Source organism: Flavobacterium sp. PS2 (assembly GCF_046250155.1).
In the GTDB taxonomy this organism is placed as follows: domain Bacteria; phylum Bacteroidota; class Bacteroidia; order Flavobacteriales; family Flavobacteriaceae; genus Flavobacterium.
The window spans coordinates 2,608,350-2,630,967 of record NZ_CP176426.1 but is presented as its reverse complement, the minus strand read 5'-3'; the positions used below and the strand labels follow the sequence as shown (position 1 = coordinate 2,630,967).

The 22,618-nt window shown below is 33.6% G+C and carries 15 protein-coding genes; 11 read left to right on the top strand and 4 right to left on the bottom strand.

The window, feature by feature from the left end:
- Window positions 1–57: 57 nt before the first annotated feature.
- The 4 genes from ACJ6WR_RS11265 to ACJ6WR_RS11250 all read right to left on the bottom strand — a co-directional run bounded on the left by ACJ6WR_RS11265 (window position 58) and on the right by ACJ6WR_RS11250 (window position 4,035).
- Window positions 58–951, bottom strand: coding sequence for a CorA family divalent cation transporter (locus ACJ6WR_RS11265; protein WP_086893645.1), 894 nt, complete (start codon window positions 949–951; stop codon window positions 58–60).
- Window positions 952–1,189: 238 nt separating this feature from the next.
- Window positions 1,190–2,116 carry a magnesium transporter CorA family protein gene (locus ACJ6WR_RS11260; RefSeq protein WP_039113635.1) on the bottom strand — a complete coding sequence of 309 codons (927 nt, stop codon included), beginning with the start codon at window positions 2,114–2,116 and terminating at the stop codon, window positions 1,190–1,192.
- A gap of 145 nt (window positions 2,117–2,261) precedes the next feature.
- Entirely contained in the window at window positions 2,262–2,801 is a 540-nt protein-coding gene (locus ACJ6WR_RS11255) for a 3-hydroxyanthranilate 3,4-dioxygenase (protein ID WP_039117054.1), read from the bottom strand.
- 160 nt (window positions 2,802–2,961) lie between these two features.
- Window positions 2,962–4,035, bottom strand: a complete 1,074-nt coding sequence (locus tag ACJ6WR_RS11250; protein WP_409417842.1) for an endonuclease/exonuclease/phosphatase family protein — start codon at window positions 4,033–4,035, stop codon at window positions 2,962–2,964.
- Between the two features lie 175 nt (window positions 4,036–4,210).
- On the opposite strand from ACJ6WR_RS11250, the gene ACJ6WR_RS11245 reads away from it, so the two are divergent.
- The 11 genes from ACJ6WR_RS11245 (at window position 4,211) to ACJ6WR_RS11195 (ending at window position 22,551) form a co-directional block, all read left to right on the top strand.
- A complete protein-coding gene (locus tag ACJ6WR_RS11245) occupies window positions 4,211–5,227 on the top strand; it encodes an XAC2610-related protein (protein ID WP_409417841.1) in 1,017 nt (338 codons plus the stop codon).
- 116 nt (window positions 5,228–5,343) lie between these two features.
- Complete coding sequence (locus ACJ6WR_RS11240) at window positions 5,344–6,243, top strand: LD-carboxypeptidase (protein ID WP_409417928.1); 900 nt, start codon at window positions 5,344–5,346, stop codon at window positions 6,241–6,243.
- A gap of 172 nt (window positions 6,244–6,415) precedes the next feature.
- Window positions 6,416–6,775, top strand: a complete 360-nt coding sequence (locus ACJ6WR_RS11235; protein WP_409417840.1) for a YraN family protein — start codon at window positions 6,416–6,418, stop codon at window positions 6,773–6,775.
- 117 nt (window positions 6,776–6,892) lie between these two features.
- Window positions 6,893–7,549 carry an aspartate kinase gene (locus ACJ6WR_RS11230; protein WP_035618292.1) on the top strand — a complete coding sequence of 219 codons (657 nt, stop codon included), beginning with the start codon at window positions 6,893–6,895 and terminating at the stop codon, window positions 7,547–7,549.
- A 770-nt stretch (window positions 7,550–8,319) separates the two neighbouring features.
- Window positions 8,320–11,457, top strand: coding sequence for a SusC/RagA family TonB-linked outer membrane protein (locus ACJ6WR_RS11225; RefSeq protein WP_409417839.1), 3,138 nt, complete (start codon window positions 8,320–8,322; stop codon window positions 11,455–11,457).
- A gap of 22 nt (window positions 11,458–11,479) precedes the next feature.
- The gene (locus ACJ6WR_RS11220) at window positions 11,480–12,979 is read left to right on the top strand and encodes a RagB/SusD family nutrient uptake outer membrane protein (RefSeq protein ID WP_039117060.1); all 1,500 of its coding nucleotides are present in this window, start codon (window positions 11,480–11,482) and stop codon (window positions 12,977–12,979) included.
- Window positions 12,980–13,130: 151 nt separating this feature from the next.
- Window positions 13,131–15,137, top strand: coding sequence for an MGH1-like glycoside hydrolase domain-containing protein (locus ACJ6WR_RS11215; protein ID WP_409417838.1), 2,007 nt, complete (start codon window positions 13,131–13,133; stop codon window positions 15,135–15,137).
- Between the two features lie 265 nt (window positions 15,138–15,402).
- On the top strand, window positions 15,403–17,538 hold the full coding sequence (locus tag ACJ6WR_RS11210) for a beta-galactosidase (RefSeq protein ID WP_409417837.1): 2,136 nt from the start codon (window positions 15,403–15,405) through the stop codon (window positions 17,536–17,538).
- Between the two features lie 191 nt (window positions 17,539–17,729).
- Window positions 17,730–20,033, top strand: a complete 2,304-nt coding sequence (locus ACJ6WR_RS11205) for an aminotransferase class III-fold pyridoxal phosphate-dependent enzyme (protein ID WP_409417836.1) — start codon at window positions 17,730–17,732, stop codon at window positions 20,031–20,033.
- A 207-nt stretch (window positions 20,034–20,240) separates the two neighbouring features.
- Window positions 20,241–20,972 carry an AAA family ATPase gene (locus ACJ6WR_RS11200; protein ID WP_039113622.1) on the top strand — a complete coding sequence of 244 codons (732 nt, stop codon included), beginning with the start codon at window positions 20,241–20,243 and terminating at the stop codon, window positions 20,970–20,972.
- A 277-nt stretch (window positions 20,973–21,249) separates the two neighbouring features.
- Complete coding sequence (locus tag ACJ6WR_RS11195; protein WP_409417835.1) at window positions 21,250–22,551, top strand: hypothetical protein; 1,302 nt, start codon at window positions 21,250–21,252, stop codon at window positions 22,549–22,551.
- Window positions 22,552–22,618: the final 67 nt, after the last annotated feature.

The following is a 22,618-nucleotide window of genomic DNA, read 5'->3' as shown; positions in this document are numbered from 1 at the left end:
TTTTTTTATGTAAATATATTTGAATTTATCTATCTATTAAAATTTTATTACGTGTGGTTACATAATGTTTTTCTTTTTAAACCAGATATAAATAAAAACACACATGACAAACATAAAAATAATTGCGTACAAATAACCATATTTCCACTCCAATTCCGGCATAAATTTAAAATTCATCCCATAAACCCCAACTAAAAAGGTTAAAGGCAAGAAAAAAGCAGAGAAAACTGTTAATAATTTAACCACATCATTATTTTTCTGCGCTGTTACAGACAAGAAAGTGTTCATTAAATTTATCGCATCCTCCATCGCTTCCTCATAGGCTAAGATGAGCTTAACGAGATTATCTTTTACATCCTCAAGTGCCGATAAATTTTCGTCTGGAACATGAATCTTATTGATTACATTTTGCGTAAGCACCAATAACTTCTTACTAATCCTTGTTTCAGCTTTCTGGAAATACAAATCTTCCAGCGAAATTTTGTTTTCCTTTTTCAGGAAGATCGTTTTCTCAACTTCATCGACCTGATCCGTTTGCCATTGCGAGGGTACATTATAAGTTTGTACGATTTCTTTAAAAATATGAATAAGTAATTCGTAAACCGATTTAAACTTAAAATCTGATTTGTGAATATCTTCCAAAAAAGGAAATGCTGTTCTATGAATCGTAATCAATTGCTTTTCATTATAAAAAAAAGCGACTTTATTTGACAGTTCTTCTACTGTAGAATTGTTATCAAACTCATTTGCCGTATAAGCTCTTAAAATAATAAAATCAAAGTTTTTAATCTTTTCTATTTTAGGTAAATGCCCATGCTCCACCGAATCTTTGACTGGAAAAACCTCTAGATCAAACTTTTTAGCAACATCTTCTAATTGTGTTTCAGTAGGTCCTTTTATGTCGAGCCAATTAAATGATTCAAATGCTTTTTCGGAGATATTTTTAGTCATTATACTATTTAGTTTTTTAATTAAGATAGAACCTATTAGGCGTAATTAATTTTAAACCTATAAAGTTACGATTAAGGATTTAAAACAAACAAAATGATTTTTGTTTCACGCAGATATTACAGCTTAAAGCAGATTTATAAGTAAATAAATCTGCGTACATCAGCTTAAATCTTGTGAAATCTGCCTGAAAGAATATCTATACCTCTTTATTGTTGAGTTTGGATATGCGTAAAACTAGTTAAAACATATTCTTTTTCTTGAACAAGAAAACACCACAAATTGATATTAATAATGAAATCAGCAATATGATAAAGAAACCATGATTGTTTTCCTGAAGATTATTAGGAACGTTCATCCCGTATAAACTCGCCACCAATGTTGGAATCATCAATATTATCGAAATAGAAGTTAACCTTTTCATGATAACATTTAAGTTATTGGAGATCACAGATGCATAAGCATCCATCATTCCGGTCAGGATATTGCTGTAGATATTTGTCGTTTCTTCCGCTTGACGTAACTCAATCTCGACATCTTCGACTAAAACAGGATCAAAATCATCTCTGTGATTTTTAAGATTCTTAATTCGGTGAAACAACATATCGTTGCCTTTAAGGGAAGTAATAAAGAAAACCAAACATTTTTCTATTTGAAGCAATGCTTGTAATTCTTCATTTTTGATCGATTTTTCAAGATTATCCTCCGCCAATCGAATACGCTGATTGATTTGCTTTAAGTATTTTAAGAACCAAATACTTGAAGACAGAAGCAACTTTAAAACCAAATCGAAATGATTACTAATATCCGATTTTTTACGTTGGGTATATAAAACAAAATCGGGTAAAATCTCGGTTTGATGAAAACTAAGCGACACAAAAACATCGTCTTTAAACATCAATCCTAAAGGTGCTGTATTAAAAGGTAATTTTGCATCATTGCTCTTAAAAGGAATTCGCAAGATGATAAGAAACCAACCGTTTTCGATTTCTATACGAGGTCTTTCGTCGATATCTTCAATATCGTTATAAAAAGCTTCTGGAATTTGTAACTCCTGGAGTAAGAATTTAGTTTCTTCCTGAGTAGGGCAAACTACATTGATCCATTTGTTGTCTTCACGGTTTTCTGTAGGGAATAATCCGTTGTTGTTTTTGTAAAAGGTAATCATAATGCAAAACGTTATTATAGAAATAGCGCATGCATTATGCAACAACTATTTCTGTTTATCTTTCTTCTTCCTCGAATAATAATCGTCCATGTGGATAATTTATTTTTTTTTGCAAAAGTATACCTTTTAAATAGAAAACTCAGAATTATTTTTTGGCTATAAATCTTGGATCAGATTCCATTACAGTTCCACATTTTGTACAGGTTCTCAAATCTTTAGAATTATAAAAATGTTCAAAGTGTGGCAAGAAATCTTTCTCGATATTATGAAGCTCAAAAAACACTTCGTATAATTTATGATTGCAATTATCACAATGCCAAAGCAATCCGTCTTTATATCCTTTCCCGGCACGTTTTCTCTCGATTACTAAACCTATAGAACCTTCTGAGCGTACTGGAGAATGTGGTATACGAGCAGGATGAAGATACATATCTCCCGCATGTAATTCCATTTCCTTTCGCTCACCATCTTCCTGAATAATAACTTTTATGCTTCCCTCTAGTTGGTAAAACAACTCTTCGGTTTCATTATAATGATAGTCTTTTCGGGCATTAGGTCCCGCAACAACCATTACAATATAATCACCAGATTCAGTATATAAATTTTTATTTGCTACTGGTGGTTTAAGTAAGTGACGGTTTTCATCAATCCATTTAGTAAGATTGAATGGTTTTGCTATAGCCATATTTTTTAGGTGCTAAGTTACTAAGCTGCTAAGTTAATAAAAAGTACGCTGTCTCGATGTTCAGTCACAGTTTTTAGTACCTGTTTTCAGTACCTGTTCGCAGTACCAGTCGCAGTTTTCAGTTGTAAACTGGTACTGCGACTGGTACTGTGACTAAAAACTAAAACCCCATCTCTTTAATAAGATAAACATAAACCGGAAAATGGTCACTGTAACCAACTTCGGTTGTGGCATGTCGAAGCGGATATCCTTTGTATTGACCAGAAGTTTGTATCAAATACGATTTATTGAAGATTCCTGCTTTCCAGAATCGATAGGAACTAAAATCGGACTTAATTAAAGATTCCGTAACCATGATTTGGTCAAAAATATCCCATGAATCCCGATAAGCAATGGTTCCCATTCCTTTCTTTGCCATATCTTCAAAGGGATTGTAAACACCAAACTCTGGAACATCGGCTTTATTGGCTTTCGCGCCAAGCGCAACTTTTACACTTTTGTTATAAGGTCCATCGTTTAAATCGCCCATTGTAATAACTTTGGCATTGCGATTTATTTGCTGCAAGGAATCAATTATTTTTCGGTTCAAAGCCCCGGCAGCTTCACGATACGGACTCGATTTTTGTTCTCCTCCAGAACGTGACGGCCAGTGATTTACAATTATATTAATTTCCTCCCCATCCAGAAATCCCGTTACAAGTAATTGATCTCTTGTAAACACCCGATTCTTTTTATTCGCGATTGTATCGACACTATTTTCTGTTGATTTTTTATAAATAATAAGCGGAATATTCGAAAACGAAACTGGTTTAAAATGTTTCTTCTGATATAGTAAAGCCACATCGATACCTCGCTGATCGGGCGAATCAAAATGAATGATTCCGTATTCTTTATCTATTAATTTAGGTTGTTTTATTAAATCCTCCAGAACTCCCCTATTTTCTATTTCGGCACAGCCAATAAAAGTTGGTGAATTAGGATTTTCTGGCGTTCCAATTTCGGATAACACTCTGGCAAGATTGTCTAATTTTTTAAAATATTTTTTAGATGTCCAATGTCGTGTTCCATTAGGTGTCCATTCGTCATCTAGAATATGCGGATTCTTTATTGTATCAAAAAGATTTTCGAGGTTATAAAAAGCCACTGTATGAATCGTATACTTTTTTGTTTGTCCGTGTAATTGTGTCATCAATAAATTGAAAAATATAAAGATAGAAAAGGTAATTGTTCTCATAGCAATTCATATTAAAAAAGGAAAACTTTTAAATTAAAGAAATTTCTTTCAATTATAAATCTAATTCATTTAATTAAGATATTTTAAATTACTTTTGATAATGGCTATCTTTGTTTTACAAAATCTAATTTATCCCATAAATACAAGGGATTGACATTTATAATATTAATATAGAATGAAACTTTTAGCGACAACTTTACTCGTCCTTTTATCCAACTTTACTTTTGCACAAGTCACTTTTAAAGTAAATAACTTTTCGAAGGATTATTACGGAAAGATATTTATCGCAGATACATCCGAAGTTTTTTCTAAAGGCTGGGTTGCGATTTATGATACTAAATCCCAAAAACAAATTATAAAAGTAGATGCTGAAGAACTGGCACTGAGTTTACATGACGGAAAAGCACTTGCAAACATAAAACAGTTGCCTTATGGCGAACAAAGTTCAATAATGTATGAGGATTACAATTTTGACGGAATTAAAGATTTTGCTATCGAAGACGGACAAAACAGTTGCTACCACGGCCCTTCTTTTAAAATATATTTAGGAACTAAAAATGGTTTTAAATTCAGTCCCGAATTTACAGCACTTGCTCAAAATTATTGCGGAATGTTTCAGGTAGATTATAAGACTAAGAAAATAAGCGTAATGACAAAAAGCGGATGTTGCTGGCATCAGTTCTCGGAATTTATTGTCGAGAATAACAAACCGAAAGTAGTCAAGATAGTTGAAGAAGACCAAATGGGATATCCTTATAATAATTATAGCGAAGAAAATTGGGATGGCAAAAAAATGGTACTAACATCAAAAAGGACGATTAATCTTGATGAAGATGGTATAAAAACCCTACTATCCTTTACAGTCGATAAAAACCAGAAGCGAGTTGTTTTATTTAACATCAACGACCGCACGCTTAATTATGCTTTAATTGATAAAAATGATGAAGTTGAGTTTTCTTATCCTATAAATACAGTTTATCAGAACCCCGATTTTACTCTTGACAAAAAGAACAATACCGTTACATTTAAAAATAAAGATGTTGTTTATACTATATATGACAACAACGATTCTATCGGAATCACAATAAATACTGGCGGAAAAACATATAACTGGATTGGAAACAGTACAACCAAAAAAGGCAAACTAACGGATATAACAACAACACAATTAGACAATGTTGTTGTAAATTAAAGATAAAAAACATGAACACAAACCAATTCCGATACATCAAGAAACATTTTGCTTTTTGTAAATTCGCATTTCTTATTATAGCATTACAATCATTCACCTGTCAATCTCAACAAAACATGATAACACCACCTTACTTACAAAAAGGCGATACTGTAGCACTTGTAGCAACAGCTAGAAAAAACATCGATGATAATTTAAAACCTACTATAGACTTACTTAAAAGCTGGGGGATAGAAGCTGTAATAGGAAGCACAATAGGTTTAGACACCAATCAGCTTGCTGGAACCGATGAACAACGTGCAGCCGATTTCCAACATCAGATGGACAATCCAAACATTAAAGCTATTTGGTGTGTTCGCGGTGGTTACGGAACTGTTCGAATGATAGATTTACTTGATTTCACAAAATTTAAACAACACCCTAAATGGGTTATTGGTTTTAGTGATGTTACCGTTTTACACAATCATCTAAACACGATGGGGTATAAATCTATTCATGGTATTATGCCAGTAAGTATTCCGCGCGCCACTCCAGATGCAATTGCAACCATGCAAATGGCTTTATTTGGCAATCCAATATCTTATGCTGTTTCGCCAGATCCTATGAACCGATTTGGTAAAGCAACCGGAGAATTAGTTGGAGGTAATTTATCTATACTATATAGTTTATTAGGTTCGAAATCGGCTATCGATTGTCAGGATAAAATACTATTTATAGAAGACTTAGATGAATATCTATATCATATCGATCGTATGATGATGAACCTTAAACGCAATGGTTGTATCGAAAACCTAAAGGGAATAGTGATTGGAGCAATGACAAAAATGAAAGACAACGATATTCCGTGGGGAAAAAATGCCTTAGAAATCATTGATGATGTTACCAAGAAATATAATATTCCCGTAATCTTTAATTTCCCTGCAGGTCATATTCAAGACAATAGAGCATTGGTAATGGGAAGCACCGTAACAATAGAAGTTAATGCATCAGGAAGCACACTTGTTTTTAATAAATAACATAAACGATTACCTAGTCTAATACCTATTTAATTAAGTACAATCTCGCAAAAGACGCAGAGTCGCAAAGAAACCTAATTCAAACTTTGCGACTCTGCGTTTTTGCGTGAAAACTATTAGTATAAAAAAACTGAGACCGAAACTGAATACTAACCTCTAAAAACTAAAAAAAATGGCTGAACACAATGAGCTCGGAAAAAAAGGAGAAGATCTTGCTGTGGAATATCTCCAACAAAACGGCTATAAAATTCTAGATAGAAATTGGACTTTCCAAAAAGCCGAAATTGATATTATTGCTACCAAAGGAGATATCTTGGCAATTGTAGAAGTAAAAACCAGATCGAGTTTAGATTTTGGCTCGCCACAAGATTTTGTCGATGCAAAAAAAATTCAACTTCTTGTAAAAGCAGTAAATGCCTACATAAACGATAGGGAAATAGATTTTGAAGTTCGTTTTGATATCATCGGAATCCATAAAAATAAGGAATCATTTGTGGTTGAACATCTTATAGATGCTTTTTATCATTTTTAACATAATTTTTTATTGTTATAATTGTAACAAATTGTTTTTTAATTTATATTTGTAAAAAAATATAACACAACAACTAACTAAACCAACCACACTAAATTAGTAAAAAACCAGAAAATTATGAAAACTGTTTCCTCCATCGTAGAAAATTACATCAAAACGAAGCCTTTTTTATTAAATGCATTATCACTCGGCATTATTAATCTGACCTCATTGTCTAGAAATATAATGACAGAATTAGAAAGCGAGTTTGGCAAAGAAGTAAAACAAGGTGCTGTAGTAATGTCTTTAAAGCGTTTAACGGAAGAATTAGATTTTAAATTAAACCACAAAATCAATAAAGTAATCAAGAATATCGGTGAGATTACAGTTCGCTCAGAACTTACAGATTACACTTTTGCAGCATCAGAAACTGTCTTAAACAAACAAGCTGATTTAATTTCGGATATTAATACATTATCAGATATATTTTATACCTCATCTCGTGGTGTAAACGAAACTAACATTGTAGTTAGCAGCAGTATAAATCAATTAGTTGAAAAACATTTTGCTCGCGAAAAATTAATCCAGAAATTGAGCAACTTAGCTTCAATTACTGTAAAACTACCAAAAGAAAACATTGTCGTTCCTGGAATTTATTATTTCATTTTCCAACGCTTAGCTTGGGAAGGAATTATAATCAACGAAGTAATTTCGACTTCAAATGAATTTACCATTTTAGTAAGCGAAGATCAAGTAGATATCGCTTTTAAAGTAATTAAAGACCTGAAGAACTAGATTCTTAATAAATATACCGAAATCCCTTTTCCAATTTAAAAGTTGAAAAAGGGATTTTTTTTATGTATACTTCTCAATACTTGTAATATATAAAACGAGGAAAAGAAAAGCCCCCTTTAAACATTGCCACCAAAAAAGCAAACTGATTTGTACTGGTAGGGTTATTTTTGAATCAATCCGAAAAGAATAAACAGTTCTCCCGCTAAAACTTTTAGTATTAAAAAAGAATAGATTCTAACTATTAATTGTACTAAAACTCATACTTAAAAATTTACTTCGACTACAGAATAATTTCAAAAAAATAGCATTTAAACAGAAAAAATACAATTAAGAGATTACTTTAAAATATTCACCCTAACACATTTCACTTAATATTACAACGAAAAACCTTATATTTTTTCGTCATTCAATCCAATTTTACTCCATTTTAGTTTCCTCTTTACTAATTTATGAGTATTTAAAATCATTCCTCTTTTTTGATTTTCTAACCTCAACAATCTACTGATTTTATCACTTGATAAAATGGCACACTTGGCACACTTTTTTCTAAGCATCAAAAACAAACTGGTAGGTACTGGTGTATTTTATATATACAATCTTCTAAATTTGAATTTCATTATTCTTAGTAAAAAGCATTCAAAAAAATAAATATCACTTTTTTAAAAGCAAAACCCATTCAGAATGACAAAAAATTAATAACCACGACAGACAAAACCACCCAAATAGAATAAAAAAGCTTAACCACAACCAGAAACCAAAAACTAACACCAATGAAACAATTAAAAAACTTACTTAGGAAGCCTTTTCTAATGCCGATCATTCTCCTTTTTTGGCTGCCTAATACCCTGTTTGCGCAGGAAAGTCAGGCAAAAAAAACTATCTCTGGAAAAGTTACAGATGATAAGAACAACACCTTACCAGGTGTTAGTATATCTATAAAAGGAACCAAATACAACGCTGCAACCGATTTTGATGGGTCATACTCATTAACGTATACACCAAGCGGTACAAATCAAACTATTGTTTTTTCATATGTAGGTTTTATAGAGAAAACTGAGCCTCTTGATAATCGCAGTGAGATTAATGTATCCATGCAAGAAGAAACCAATAAACTTAACGAGGTAATCGTGATTGGTTATGGTACTCAAAAGAAAGGTAATGTTACCGGAGCTATCTCATCAGTAAAGAAAGAAAGTCTTGAAACACGAGCTACAACAAATCCAGCCGAAGCATTACAGGGTTTGGTATCTGGAGTAAATGTGCAAAAAGCAGGTGGTGTTGCAGGTGCTGATGTGAGCGTAAAAATACGTGGGGTAAATACCTTTGGAGCTACTGAACCGCTTTATATTATTGATGGTTTTCAAGGAAACATCAACACAGTTAACCCAACAAATATAGAATCTATTGAGGTTCTTAAGGATGGCGCAGCTGCTGCAATTTATGGATCTGTTGCTGCCAATGGTGTAATTATTGTTACAACCAAAAACGGTCAGAAAGAAGGAATAAAAGTAGACTTTAGTTCATTTTTAAGCATCACTAATCCATCAAAAACATTGGATTTATTAAATGCAGATGAATATAAAACCGTACACAAAAGAATGTACGATGAATATAATAAATATGCTACTTCTCCTAAACCACTGCCTGCATATATAAGCGCACCATCTACTACCGATACTGATTGGCAAGATGAGGTTTTCCGTTCTGGACTTACTCAAAATTACGGTTTAGGTATCCAAGGAAGACAAGGCGATATTAAGTTTGCATTATATGGTAACTATGTAAAGCAAAAAGGAATTGTAATCGATAATGATTTTGGTCAACAAACTGCCAGCGCAAGAGTTAGTTTCAAAAAATCAATCTTTGATGTAGATGGAAAAATGGCATTTATAGGAACACAAAATGCACAGCCAACTTTTCAGTTAAAAGAAGTATACACCATGTCACCATTAGTGCCTGTTTATGATGCTGACGAACCTTATGGATATGGATTATCAAACAAAAATGGTTTACCAGCTGGTACAAACCCAGTTGCCGAAGAACATTTTAGAGATAGAATGAACAAAGGACAAGATTTAACTGCAAATATTGCCATAACTGCAAACATTACCTCTTGGTTAAAATATAAAATAGCGTACTCTTACCGTGTAAAAAACAATCAGGAAACCTATCATTTCCCTCCATACATTGCCAACCCTAAAGAAATACATCAATATGCTTCACAAGAAGAATTAAGAACACATTGGGATGAACAAATATTAGACAACATTATTACAATTGATAAAACTTTTGGAAAACATTCTTTTGGATTAATGCTTGGTAATACTATAAACGGAGTTTCGTCTAACTGGAATCGAGTAACTGTAGAAGGAAAAACAACCGATTATTCTGTAGAGAATGGACAATTAGTATCGATTGATCGTCCGTCTGGGTTTTTAGATCCAGGTTTTGCAACTATCGGAGCTGGTAAAGGAGGAACATTTTCTGCGGATGGTTCAAAATATCAATACAACCGTGTTTCTTTCTTTAGCCGATTAAACTACTCATTCAATGATCGTTATTTACTTCAAATGACAGTTAGAAAAGATGGTTCTTCTAAATTTGGCGAAGACAGCCGTTGGGGAACTTTCCCATCTATAGCATTAGGATGGAAGATAGAAAAAGAAGATTTCTTCCCTAAAGATTTCATTATATCAACGTTAAAATTACGTGCTAGCTGGGGACAATTAGGTAACGAAGCTGCCTTAGGATATTACTCTGCAAATACATTAATTAAAACAGGAAACACTTTAGGCTCAGGTTATGTACAAGGAAGCGGAAGTAACCCTTGGCCAGGAAGTATTGCAACAGCATTAGAGAACAGAAACTTACAATGGGAAACAACAGACTCTAAGAATATTGGTATCGATTTTACACTTAAAAACGGAAAAATTAGCGGTTCTATGAACTACTACCATAATGTAACCGATAATTTATTGATTACAAAAAAACTGGCTCCATCTGCTGGAGTAGATGATCCAACACTTAACGTAGGTAAAATTAGCAATAAAGGATTTGAACTTGAAGTTAATTATCGTGATCAAATCGATGAGTTTAAATACAACGTAGGCTTTAACTTTACAACGCTTAAAAACAACGTAGAATCTCTTGCAAACGAAGGGCAGACTATTTACGGACAAGGATTAAAATTTGGCACAGAACATTTCCCTACTCAAGCACGTGTAGGAAGCCCGATTAGTGCATTCTACTTATACAGAACCGATGGTATTTTCCAATCTACAGATGAAGTAAATGCTCATAGCAAAAATGGTGTTTTATTACAACCGAATGCACAACCAGGAGATATTCGCTTCAAGGATTTAAACAGAGATGGTGTTATAGACGAAAATGACAAATCATACGCAGGAACAGGGTTACCAAAAATGGAAGCTAACCTTAGTTTAGGTGCTAGTTATAAAGGATTCGATTTCTCTGCTTTGATAGGAAGTGGTTGGGGTAACAAATTATATAACGGAAACAGGTATTTTTACGAATCTATGAATTCAGGAACCAACATGTTGGCTACAACGCTTAACTCATGGACACCAGAAAATCCTAGTAATACTCCTCGTGCGGTACTACAAGATCCTAACGGAAACAGTCGCGAATCTGATCGTTTCTTAGAAAGTGGTGATTTTATAAGAATGCGTCAGTTACAAATAGGATATACAATACCTAATAAAATGTTAGGTGGTGCAAAAATAGACAAGCTTAGATTTTACGTAAGTGTTGAAAATCTATTTACTATCACAAATTACTCTGGTATTGACCCAGAATTTTCACGCGACACTGTTCTTAATACAGGAGTAGATCGTTTTGTGTATCCATTTACAAGATCATTTGTATCTGGTGTTCAATATATATTTTAATACTATTATAAAAAACATAATCATGAACAAGATATTTTTTATATTATCCGTTATAGGTTTATTCACAATCACTGGTTGCAGTGATTATTTAGACCAACAATCGCCCGACCAACTTACCTCAGAGAATTTCTGGAGGAACAAATCTGATGCTGAATCTGCTCTGGCTGCAACATATTCTCAACTTGAAGCTGCTACAAGTGAATGGTATTTTGCCGAAGTAAAATGGCCCGTTGAGGCATATCGTGAAGACATTTGTGATTTAGGAAGTGATGCATTAAATTACCCAAACTGGGTAGAACTTTCAACATTTACCTACACCAATGGTAATAGCCAGTTTACGGAATATTGGAGAATCAATTATAGAGGAATTAGTAATGCCAATCAGGTTATTGATAAGTTGCCACAAGTTCCAGCATCGACTATTACCGATGCTGACAGAGCACAAATAGAAGCCGAAGCTCGTTTTTTGCGTGCGTATTATCATATGAAATTGCTGCTTAACTGGGAACAAATTTATGTTAGAAGTAAGTATGTTACTAAAGAAAGTGATTTAAACATACCATTATCTACACGTGCCGAAGCTTGGGATTTTATTACAAGCGAGTTTAAAGCTGTAGCTGCAATATTGCCTCCTAAACAATCTCAGGATAAAACGGGTCGTGCTACCAGCGGAGCTGCCAATAGTTATTTAGGATTTGCTTATTTAACCAGAGCTTACGAAGAAACGGCTCAAAAACAAACCTACTTAAACGAATCTCTTGCCGCATTAAACAAAGTACAAGGATATGATTTGGTTAAAGATTATGTGTCTATGTTTGACGGAACTAATAAGAACACCAAAGAATCTATATTCGAACTTCAATTCTCAGAAACAACTGCCAATGGAGCATTCTATCGCAATGCACTACATTATTGGATGGGTGCTGCAGAACTTGGTGGATGGGACGAAATTCTTCCGAGTACAATGCTTGTAAATGAATTTAAAAAAGAAGGAAAAATAGCCACTACAGGAAATTATGATTCTCGTATTTATAGCACGCTTTTCTTTAAAGATCCTTATTTTAATGACCCAGATAACCCAAGAGTGTTAGGAACTACTTATGATGAAAGATTTGGCGATGCCGACAAACCTGTGTTCCGTAAATTCATACCAAGTACTCAGGAAAAAATGGATCAGGAATTTACAGCAATCAACATTCCGCTTATGCGTTATTCAAATGTATTATTGATGCAAGCAGAGGCTTTAAACGAATTAGGTCGTACACCCGAAGCTATCCCATACATAAACAAAGTTCGTGACAGAGCCGATATGCCTGCAATGACTGGTACAACAGGTAGTGAGGTAAAAGCACAAATCGAACACGAAAGAATACTAGAATTCCCACTAGAGAACTATCGCTTTTATGACTTACGTCGTTGGGGAAAAACAAAAGCGGCACTTGATGCTGTAGGCCGTACAGGTTTTGATGCATCAAAAAACAATTTTTATCCAATACCATTAACAGAATTACAAACAAATTAATCCATTGAATCATTTTAATTTTTAAAAGAATAGCCCTATATTTCTTGGGCTATTCTTTTTATCTACTGATTTCGTATTTCTCTATTAATCACTATTTAAAAAAAAGAAATATATCTCAAAACCAAAAACATTCAATAAAAAACGAAATAACATGGGCAAAAGGCAAACACTTTTTATTCTTTCATTCTTTTTTATATTACAATCCAGTTGGGCACAAAAAGACTTTCCGATTTTAGAATCTTCAAAAAACAGCATAAACTACAAAGGAAACCCAGCAAATGCAACCGATAGAGAATCATTAGTTTTCTCGGATAAAGGCGCTTGGTTCGGATTCGGATTTCTAGAACCTTCTGAAGTTCAAGGTGGTTTTTCTGGTCCATTTTTAATGACAGAACAAAACGGAGTTTGGTTAAGTCCCTCATTTGTTTCCTTACAACTTAATGACGAGAACAAACAAGAAGCTATAAACTGGAAAAAGGCTTTAGTAAGTCAAAACAGCTACAATAGCCACTTAGAACAACAATTTAAAAACGAGAAATTAGAGATAAAACAACAACTTGTTTTTTTATCAGGACATTCGGCATTACAAAAAACAAGTATTACTAATAAATCTGGGAAAACGATAACTCTTTATCCTTCCTATAATTCTAACATGTTTTTAGATGATTTACAGTTATCTAAAGATGGTAAAACTTTAAAAATCGTTTCCACGAAAAGTACTTCTGTAGGTTACATTCAGTTTTTTAATACAACACCACAAATTGAAATCACAAAACAAGGTTATAAAACTCAAACAGAAAAACTAACATTAAAACCAAATGAAACTAAAGAAATAGTTGTTTCTCAATCCTTTATTTTCCCACAATACTCATGGAAAAATGAAAATGAAGTTATAGCAAAAACAACATTTAGTACCCTACTTAAAAACACACAAAAAGAAAAAGAAACCCAATTGGCACAATTAATTGCCAAGAAAAAAGCGATTTACAAAGACAATACTTATTCTGATTTAGTAGCTAAACTGGTACTTACATTACAAAACAATACCCGAATTGCTGCCGAAGGTTTAAAACACGGTGGACTTTTCCCGAGTTACAATTATGAGTGGTTTCATGGCTTTTGGGCATGGGATAGTTGGAAACATGCAGTAGCAGTTGCCAATTATGATTCTGAACTAGCAAAAGACCAAATGCGTGCTCTATTTGATTATCAGGAACCAAACGGATTTATTCCGGATTGTATTTACAGAAATAATCTAATAGAAGAAAACAATTACCGTAACACAAAATCTCCACTTGCAGCATGGGCAATCTGGAAAATTTATGAAAAAACTAAAGATGCTGATTTTATAAAAGAGTTTTATCCAAAACTAAAATCATATCATAACTGGTGGTACAAAGAACGTGACCATGATCAAGACGGAATATGCGAATTTGGTTCTACAGATGGCACATTGGTCGCTGCAAAATGGGAAAGCGGAATGGATAATGCAGTACGTTTTGATGATAGCAAAATACTGAAAAACGGAGATAAAGCCTATTCTTTAGATCAGGAAAGTGTAGACTTAAACTCGTTCTTATATGCCGAAAAGAATTATTTAAATAAAATGGCTCAAGTTTTAAAATTGAATGAAGAAGCTAAAAAATGGCAAGACGAAAGTGTAGCATTAAAAGCTAAAATCCAAACTCAATTTTGGGACCCGACAACAGGTTGGTATTACGATACCACAATCGACGGTAAAACATTGATAAAAGCAATGGGATGCGAAGGATATTTGCCTATTTGGGCTGAGGTTGCTACTGCTGAACAAACCAAAGCGATGAAAGAAAACATGATGAATCCAACTATTTTCAACACTTTTGTTCCTTTACCAACATTGGCAGCAAACCACCCTAAATTTAAACCAGAACGCGGATATTGGAGAGGACCTATTTGGCTTGACCAAAGTTATTTTGGAATAAATGGATTGGAAAAGTATGGTTACACAACCGAAGCAAACCAATTAGCACATAAACTCATTCATAACGCAGAAGGAGTTCTGGACAAAGGCACATCTATAAGAGAAAATTACCAACCGCTTACAGGAAAAGGAATGGAAGCTTTTAACTTTAGCTGGTCGGCATCACATTATTTAATGCTACTTTTAGAAGATAAATAATTAAACAACTGATTGTAATTATTTTTAACACATAGAAACATAGTTTACAAGTTTCAAAAAAGACGTTTCACTTAAAAATAAATCGCATCCCGAAGCTTCGGGACTATGCGAAAAAATTAAGATTTTCTAGAAACAACTTTAAATTTCAATCCTATGTTTCTATGTGTTAAATACATTTTTATGACCCGAGCGAAGCATACAGACGCAATAATTACAACCATAAATAACAAATTACCTATATTCGATTAACTCAATACAACCAAGAATGTTCAAGCAAAATATACCATTAGTTAAAATTTTATTTACACTATTGCTTATCGCAAATTGTAACTCGAATCCCGTTTTTTCTCAAAACAAAAAAGCTACTTCTACGGAGAACAAAGACGCACAACGTTTTTTTTCAAAACCCGATTTAATGCAAATTGGTGTTTACTATTATCCGGAGCAATGGCCAAAAGAACAATGGGAACGTGATTTAAAAAACATAAAAAAACTAGGATTTGAGTTTACGCATTTTGCCGAATTTGCCTGGACGTATATGGAACCCGAAGAAGGGAAATATGATTTTAAATGGCTTGATGATGCACTTGCCATAGCCGAAAAAAATGGATTAAAAGTGATTCTTTGTACCCCAACTCCAACTCCACCAGCTTGGATGGGAGACAAATATCCTGAAATTTATTTAGTAGATGCAAGCGGGCGTCGCAGAGAACACGGTAATAGAGCTAATGTATCTATAACAAATGAAAAATACCGAGAATTTACAGATCAAATAGTTGCCGAACTTGGAAAAAGATACGGTAAGAACAAAAACATCATGGGTTGGCAAATCGACAATGAACCTTTGGGAACTGCCGATTTTAGTCCTTCAGCCCGCAAAGCATTTCAAATTTGGCTTAAAGCCAAATACGGAACAATCGAAAAACTAAATACAGAATGGGTTGGGAATTTTTGGAGTACCCGTTATAATAACTTTGAACAAATAGTTTTACCTAATGCCGAAATTTATTTTGAAGATAAACTAAGCCCTCATGCCGTTTTAGATTTTAAAAGATTTACCTCGGATGCACAAGGTGAATATTTAAATAGACAAGCGGAAATACTTAGAAAGTATGTTGATCCAAAACAATGGATAACAACCAACTTTACCAATGTAATCTATGATGCCGATCCTAGAAGTGCTAACAAAATGGATTTCATTACGTATACTATGTATCCTGTAAGTGGACAGAATCCTTTAGGAGGAGATAGTTTTAGAATGGGGCATCCTAACAAAATATCTGAAGCAAACGATTATTACAGATCTATAAGCGGTGTTACTGGTATTATGGAATTACAACCTGGGCAAGTAAACTGGGCTGGAATTAACCCGCAATTACAACCAGGAACGGTTCATATGTGGATATCTCAAGCTTTTGGTGGTGGTTGTTCATTTACTTGTACGTATAGATACAGACATCCACTAGGAAGTAGTGAAATGTACCATGACGGAATCGTAGGAACCGATGGTGTAACACTTACAACAGGCGGAAAAGAATTTGTACAATCTATCGAGGACATGAAATTACTTCGCAAAGAATACAATCCTAAAGCGGTAATTCCACAGGAAATTGCAAAAAGAAAAACAGGTTTTTTATGGAGTCATGAAAATCTTTGGGATTTAGAAAACCAAAAACAAACTGAATTCTGGAGTACCTGGAGACATAGAAACATATATACAACTGCAGTAAAATCGACTGGTGCGCCAATGGATTTTATTACAGAAGATGAAGATTTCTCTGCTTATCCGTTTATTGTTGCTCCTGCTTATCAACTTATAGATCAGAAATTGGTCGATAAATGGACTAAATATGTTGAAAACGGAGGAAACTTAATCCTTTCTTGCCGTACAGGTCAAAAGGATAGAAACGGACATTTCTTTGAAGCTAATTGGAGTGCGCCAATCGTACCATTAATTGGTGCCGATGTAGATTTTTTTGATATGCTTGTTGCCAATGTAAACGGAACAATAAGCTCAGGAAACAATACTCATAAATGGAATACTTGGGCAGATGTTCTAAACCCAAAACAAGGAACGGAAGTATTAGCAACTTATGCAGATCAATTTTATAAAGGTAAAGCTGCTGCTATTACAAGAAAATTAGGCAAAGGGACTGTTACTTATATCGGTGCAGAAAGTAAAGACGGAACTTTAGAAAGACAAGTTGTACGTACTATTTACGAACGTGCAAAAGTAGCCATCGAAGATTTACCAAAAGGAGTATTTGTAGAATGGAGAGATGGTTTTTACGTAGGTGTAAACTATACAAACGAACCTATAAACTTACCAATACCTCAAGGAAGTAAAATTCTTGTGGGTCAAAACCCTTTACAACCAGCACAAGCCATTATTTGGAAATAAAAAAACAGCCACAACCCGAGCCTGAAAGAGCGAACTGGCGAAACAATTAGCACAAATATAAGAATGCTTTTATTTAAAAAAATTAGCGATAATTTGTGAAATTTGTGGTGAAAAACTTTTCACTACATGATCAAAAAAATACCTTGTAGGAAAACGAGAAAACAGACAAAACAACTTAATAAACAATACCAATGATTTTTTCAGAAACAGACATTCAGCAATTAGCGATAGAACATTATGGATTATCCGCTACCGTAAAAGCGTTAGACGGTTATGATGAATTGAATTTTATCTTAACCGATGAGAAAAATCAAAAGTATATATTAAAGCTTTCTGATGAAAATCAGCCGTATCCTTTTCTGGATGCGCAGGTTAAAATCATTCAGCATTTAAGCAAAAGCCCTTTAGCAGAAAGCTTTCAGCAGTTTTCTATCAATAAAAACGGAGAAGCTTTAACCCAAATAATCAAAGACAACAAAACGTATTACGTACGAATTCTTAGTTTTCTTGAAGGCATTTTTTGGCACGAGGAACAAAAAAAATCAAGTACTGCTCTTTATAATTTAGGTGCATTTATGGGGAATATGGATAAAGCATTACAAGACTTTTCTCATCCTGCAATGCATCGCCATTATACGTGGGACATTAGCAGAGCGGGTGATGTCAATGAAAAACTGAAGTACATTACTAATCACGAACGTAGACGAATTGCCGGGTATTTCCTTTTACAATTTGATACCGAAGTGCTTCCGCAAATACACACATTACGACACGCATACATTCATAATGATGCCAATGATTGTAATGTAATGGCGCAAGGAGAAGAAACAACTGGTTTGATAGATTTTGGCGATATGGTTTATTCCGCTTTAATCAATAATCTTGCAATAGCTTGTACGTATGCAATCCTTGAAAGTGATGATCCGTTAACAGCTGCTTCATTCATCGTAAAAGGATATCATGAAACATATCCGCTTACAACACAAGAACTAGATTTACTATATTATTTAATCGCTGGAAGGCTTTGTATAAGCGTAACACAGTCGGCTTATAACGCATCGCTAAATAGCGATAATGCCCATCATTTCATAACAGAGAAGCCAGCTTGGGAGTTATTATACAAACTCATCAAAATAAATCCTATAAAAGCTCAGGATACTTTTAGAAAAGCTTGCGGGTTCGATGGCGTGATAAATGATTCTGACTATTCTGATTTATTACAAGCTCGTCAAAAAAATGTAGGTCGAAATCTAAGCATTGGTTACAACGAGAAACTAAAAATCGTAAAAGGGGCATTACAATATTTATATGATGATAAAGGAAGAACCTTTGTAGATTGTGTAAACAACCCATCACACGTTGGACATTGTCATCCTGTAGTGGTAAAGAAGATGCAAAAACAAATTGCAACTTTAAACACTAATACAAGATACCTTAACGATACTATATTAGAATATGCTGAAAAACTTACTGCAACATTACCATCGTCATTAAGCATTTGTTATTTCGTAAACTCTGGTAGTGAGGCAAATGATCTTGCTATAAGAATGAGCCGCCATTTTACAAAGCAAAAAGACATTATCGTATTAGATCATGCTTATCACGGAACCTCAACCGTAGCTATGGAGATGAGTCCTTATAAATTTGACAGTAAAGGAGGTTTTGGAAAAATGCCGTGGATTCATAAAGCAATTAATCCCGATTTATATCGAGGTCCTTATAAATATGGCGATGCAAAAGCTGGCGAAAAATATGCTGCCGATGTACAAAGAATAATTGAAGATTTAAAGAAAGAAGACAAATCACCAGCCGTATTTATCTGCGAAACCTTATTGGGCGTTGGAGGTCAGATTCCGTTACCAGAAAACTATCTAAAAACAGTGTACGATTACGTAAGAGCTTCGGGAGGAGTTTGTATTGCCGATGAAGTTCAGGTAGGATTTGGAAGAGTTGGTGATAAATTCTGGGGATTCGAATTACAAGATGTCGTTCCAGATATTGTTGTACTAGGAAAACCTATAGGAAATGGTCATCCGCTTGCAGCAGTAATCGTAACAAACGAAATTGCCGATGCTTTTAACAACGGAATGGAATACTTCAACACTTTTGGAGGTAATCCTGTATCAATGTCAGCTGGACTAGCTGTTCTGGAAGTAATTCAGGACGAAGAAATGCAACAACACGCCCTAGAAGTAGGTAATTATCTAATGGATTTACTAAAAGGATTAATGGATAAATTCCCAATCATCAGTGATGTTCGTGGACATGGTTTATTCATTGGTGCCGAAATGGTAAAAGACAGAACAACCATGGAACCCGCAATTCCAGAAATTGACATTATTGTCGAAAAAATGAAAGAAAAAGGATACTTACTAAGTACTGACGGACCTTTGCACAATGTTTTAAAAATAAAACCACCAATGCCATTCAACAAACAAAATGCAGATGAAATGGTACAATACCTTGAAGAGATATTAAAAGAAGTTCATGTTTAAATAAATTAATTGTCAAATAGTTAATTACAATAATCGGATATAGTTTCTATCCCGTTGAATTAATAAGGGCGTATGAAAATTTCATACGCCCTTATTTTTTTCAGGAAACTCATTTGTTTTTATGCTCTAATAAATTTTAAGAAGTTCATCCGTAAAAATGTTTTATTTTTGAACCCTCTTCATCAATTCAATTAAAGCAACTCGTAAGTGATAACAAACAAACCTTATTTAAAAGAAATCTCACTCAAAAGAGAATCAATTACAAGTTATGAGGAATATCCCTTTACGATACCATCTATAAAAGGGTTGGATAAAGTTGAATTTCACTCTGATGTTACTTTTATCGTAGGAGAAAATGGCTCAGGAAAATCTACGCTGATAGAAGCAATTGCTTTAAGTATGGGATTAAGTCAAGAAGGAGGAAGTAAACATGCTCGTTTTAGTACCCATCAGAATACATCTGGTCTTTTTAATTATTTGAAGATTGCAAAAAGTCATAGTCTCCCAGAAGACTATTACTTTCTTCGTGCTGAAAGTTTTTATAATCTGGCAACTTATATGGAAGCAACAGACAACCTTCAGGGAACGGGTCATTCCTTGCATGAATGTTCTCATGGGGAATCTTTCATGAAAATCATTACTGAACGATTAGGCGGAAATGGTCTTTATGTTTTTGATGAGCCCGAAGCTGCTTTATCTCCCATGAGGCAACTTACACTGTTTGCGGCAATAGATGAACACGTAAAAAACAATTCGCAATTTATAATCGCAACCCATTCTCCAATTCTTTTGGCATACCCAAATGCAATAATATATCAATTGGATGAAAACGGAATAAGACAAGTCGATTATGAGGAAACGGAACACTATTTAATCACCAAAGGGTTCTTAAATAATTATAAGAATATGACCGAAATACTGTTGGATAATAAAAAATAAAATCCTTCCTCAAAGCTATCTACTCCTCAAACAACTCCATTATCTCTAACGTCTTTTTAATCAATTCTACATTATAAAAGCCAAGAACCTGCATAGCTTACAATCACTTATTTCACTATATTCTAGACATTTAACCATAAACACACTCTGAGTTTTATAAATATCTTAAGCAATAAATTATTTTTTAACAAAAATGTTATAAATATAATCCCTCAAATTTTGATATTATTTGACAATTCCATTCATTTACTGCAGAAATCAATCTTAATAAAACCGAATGAAAAAAAAACTACTTCTATTATCAATTCTCTTAACTGGAGGATTATTTGTTTCCTGCTCAAGTGATGAATCGGGTGATAATACCCTAGAAACTAGTCATCCATCACCAATTACAATTACTAAAGTTCCCTCTGAGTTTCTTATTACAGGAGAAAATTTAGAGATTACAGGAACTAACTTTATCAATAAAGATTTTCCAACTAAAGTTTTTATTAATGATATTGAAATTACTCCAAAAGAAATTACTAATAGTAAAATTTTGATATCTAATTCAGATGCTTTCAAAACTGGAGCAAATATTTTAAAAATACAGGTTCAAAAAGTGAGTAGTACTCCTATAAATTTCTTTGTTATAGCAAAAGGATGGAATAAACTAAATACTTTAGGGAATGTTAACATTAATAATTCTTCAATCTTTGATGATAGTAAAACTATCTTTTCGTTTATCAATGAGAACCTCCCAGTAAAACTAGAACCTAAAGCTTCAGGTTATGAACAAGCATCAATCAATCAGCCAGGTTACTACGGAGCTTTTAAAATGTTTAATGACAAAATAGGTGTTTTAACTAATACACGTCAAGCTACTTTTACCGATAATGGCTTTGAAACAACCAACAAAATAGTCCCAGAAAACAATTTTAGTATTGAGCTAAATGGCTTGTACATTGGATATTTGGATAGTAAAAGTTCTATTATAAATACAGTAATGGGTGCGCAAATTTATACTGCTGACAATGGGAAGACTTTTGTTAAAAATGACTATCCGATGTGGGCTACGACGGTTATTAAAAATGGTGGTAATATTAGACTGAACGTTAAATCTTTTGGAAAATCAACATCAAATGATAAATTTTATCAATTGGGTAGAATTTATGATCCAAAAAAATACGGTTCTAATATTCAAAAAAATGCAGTTATGGAATCTGAAACAGGTTATAGTAATTGGATCATTAAAGACACTATCAGCAATGCAGACACAAATTTATCTCTTGCATACAAGTTCCTAAACATCAACAAAATACTCTCAATAAACAATACAGATAAAACACTACAGCAATCAAACGATATGCTAAAAACATGGACTAAAATAAAATCGGATGTGACTTCTATCTTTCTTAGAACAGAAACTCAATGGTATATTCAGTCTGGTGATAAGTTATTTGTAACAAAAGATTCAGGTGCAACATGGGAACTAGAGCTTGAATTACCAACGGGTTCAGTTATAAATGACATCTCATTCTCTAAAACCAAGATAATTATTTCAGGAAATAAAGGTTTACATTATCTAAAACTAGAGTAATCCTTACATTCTAACCATAAAAAATGGCGCATGAAAATTTCATGCGCCATTTTTTATATAGAAATAA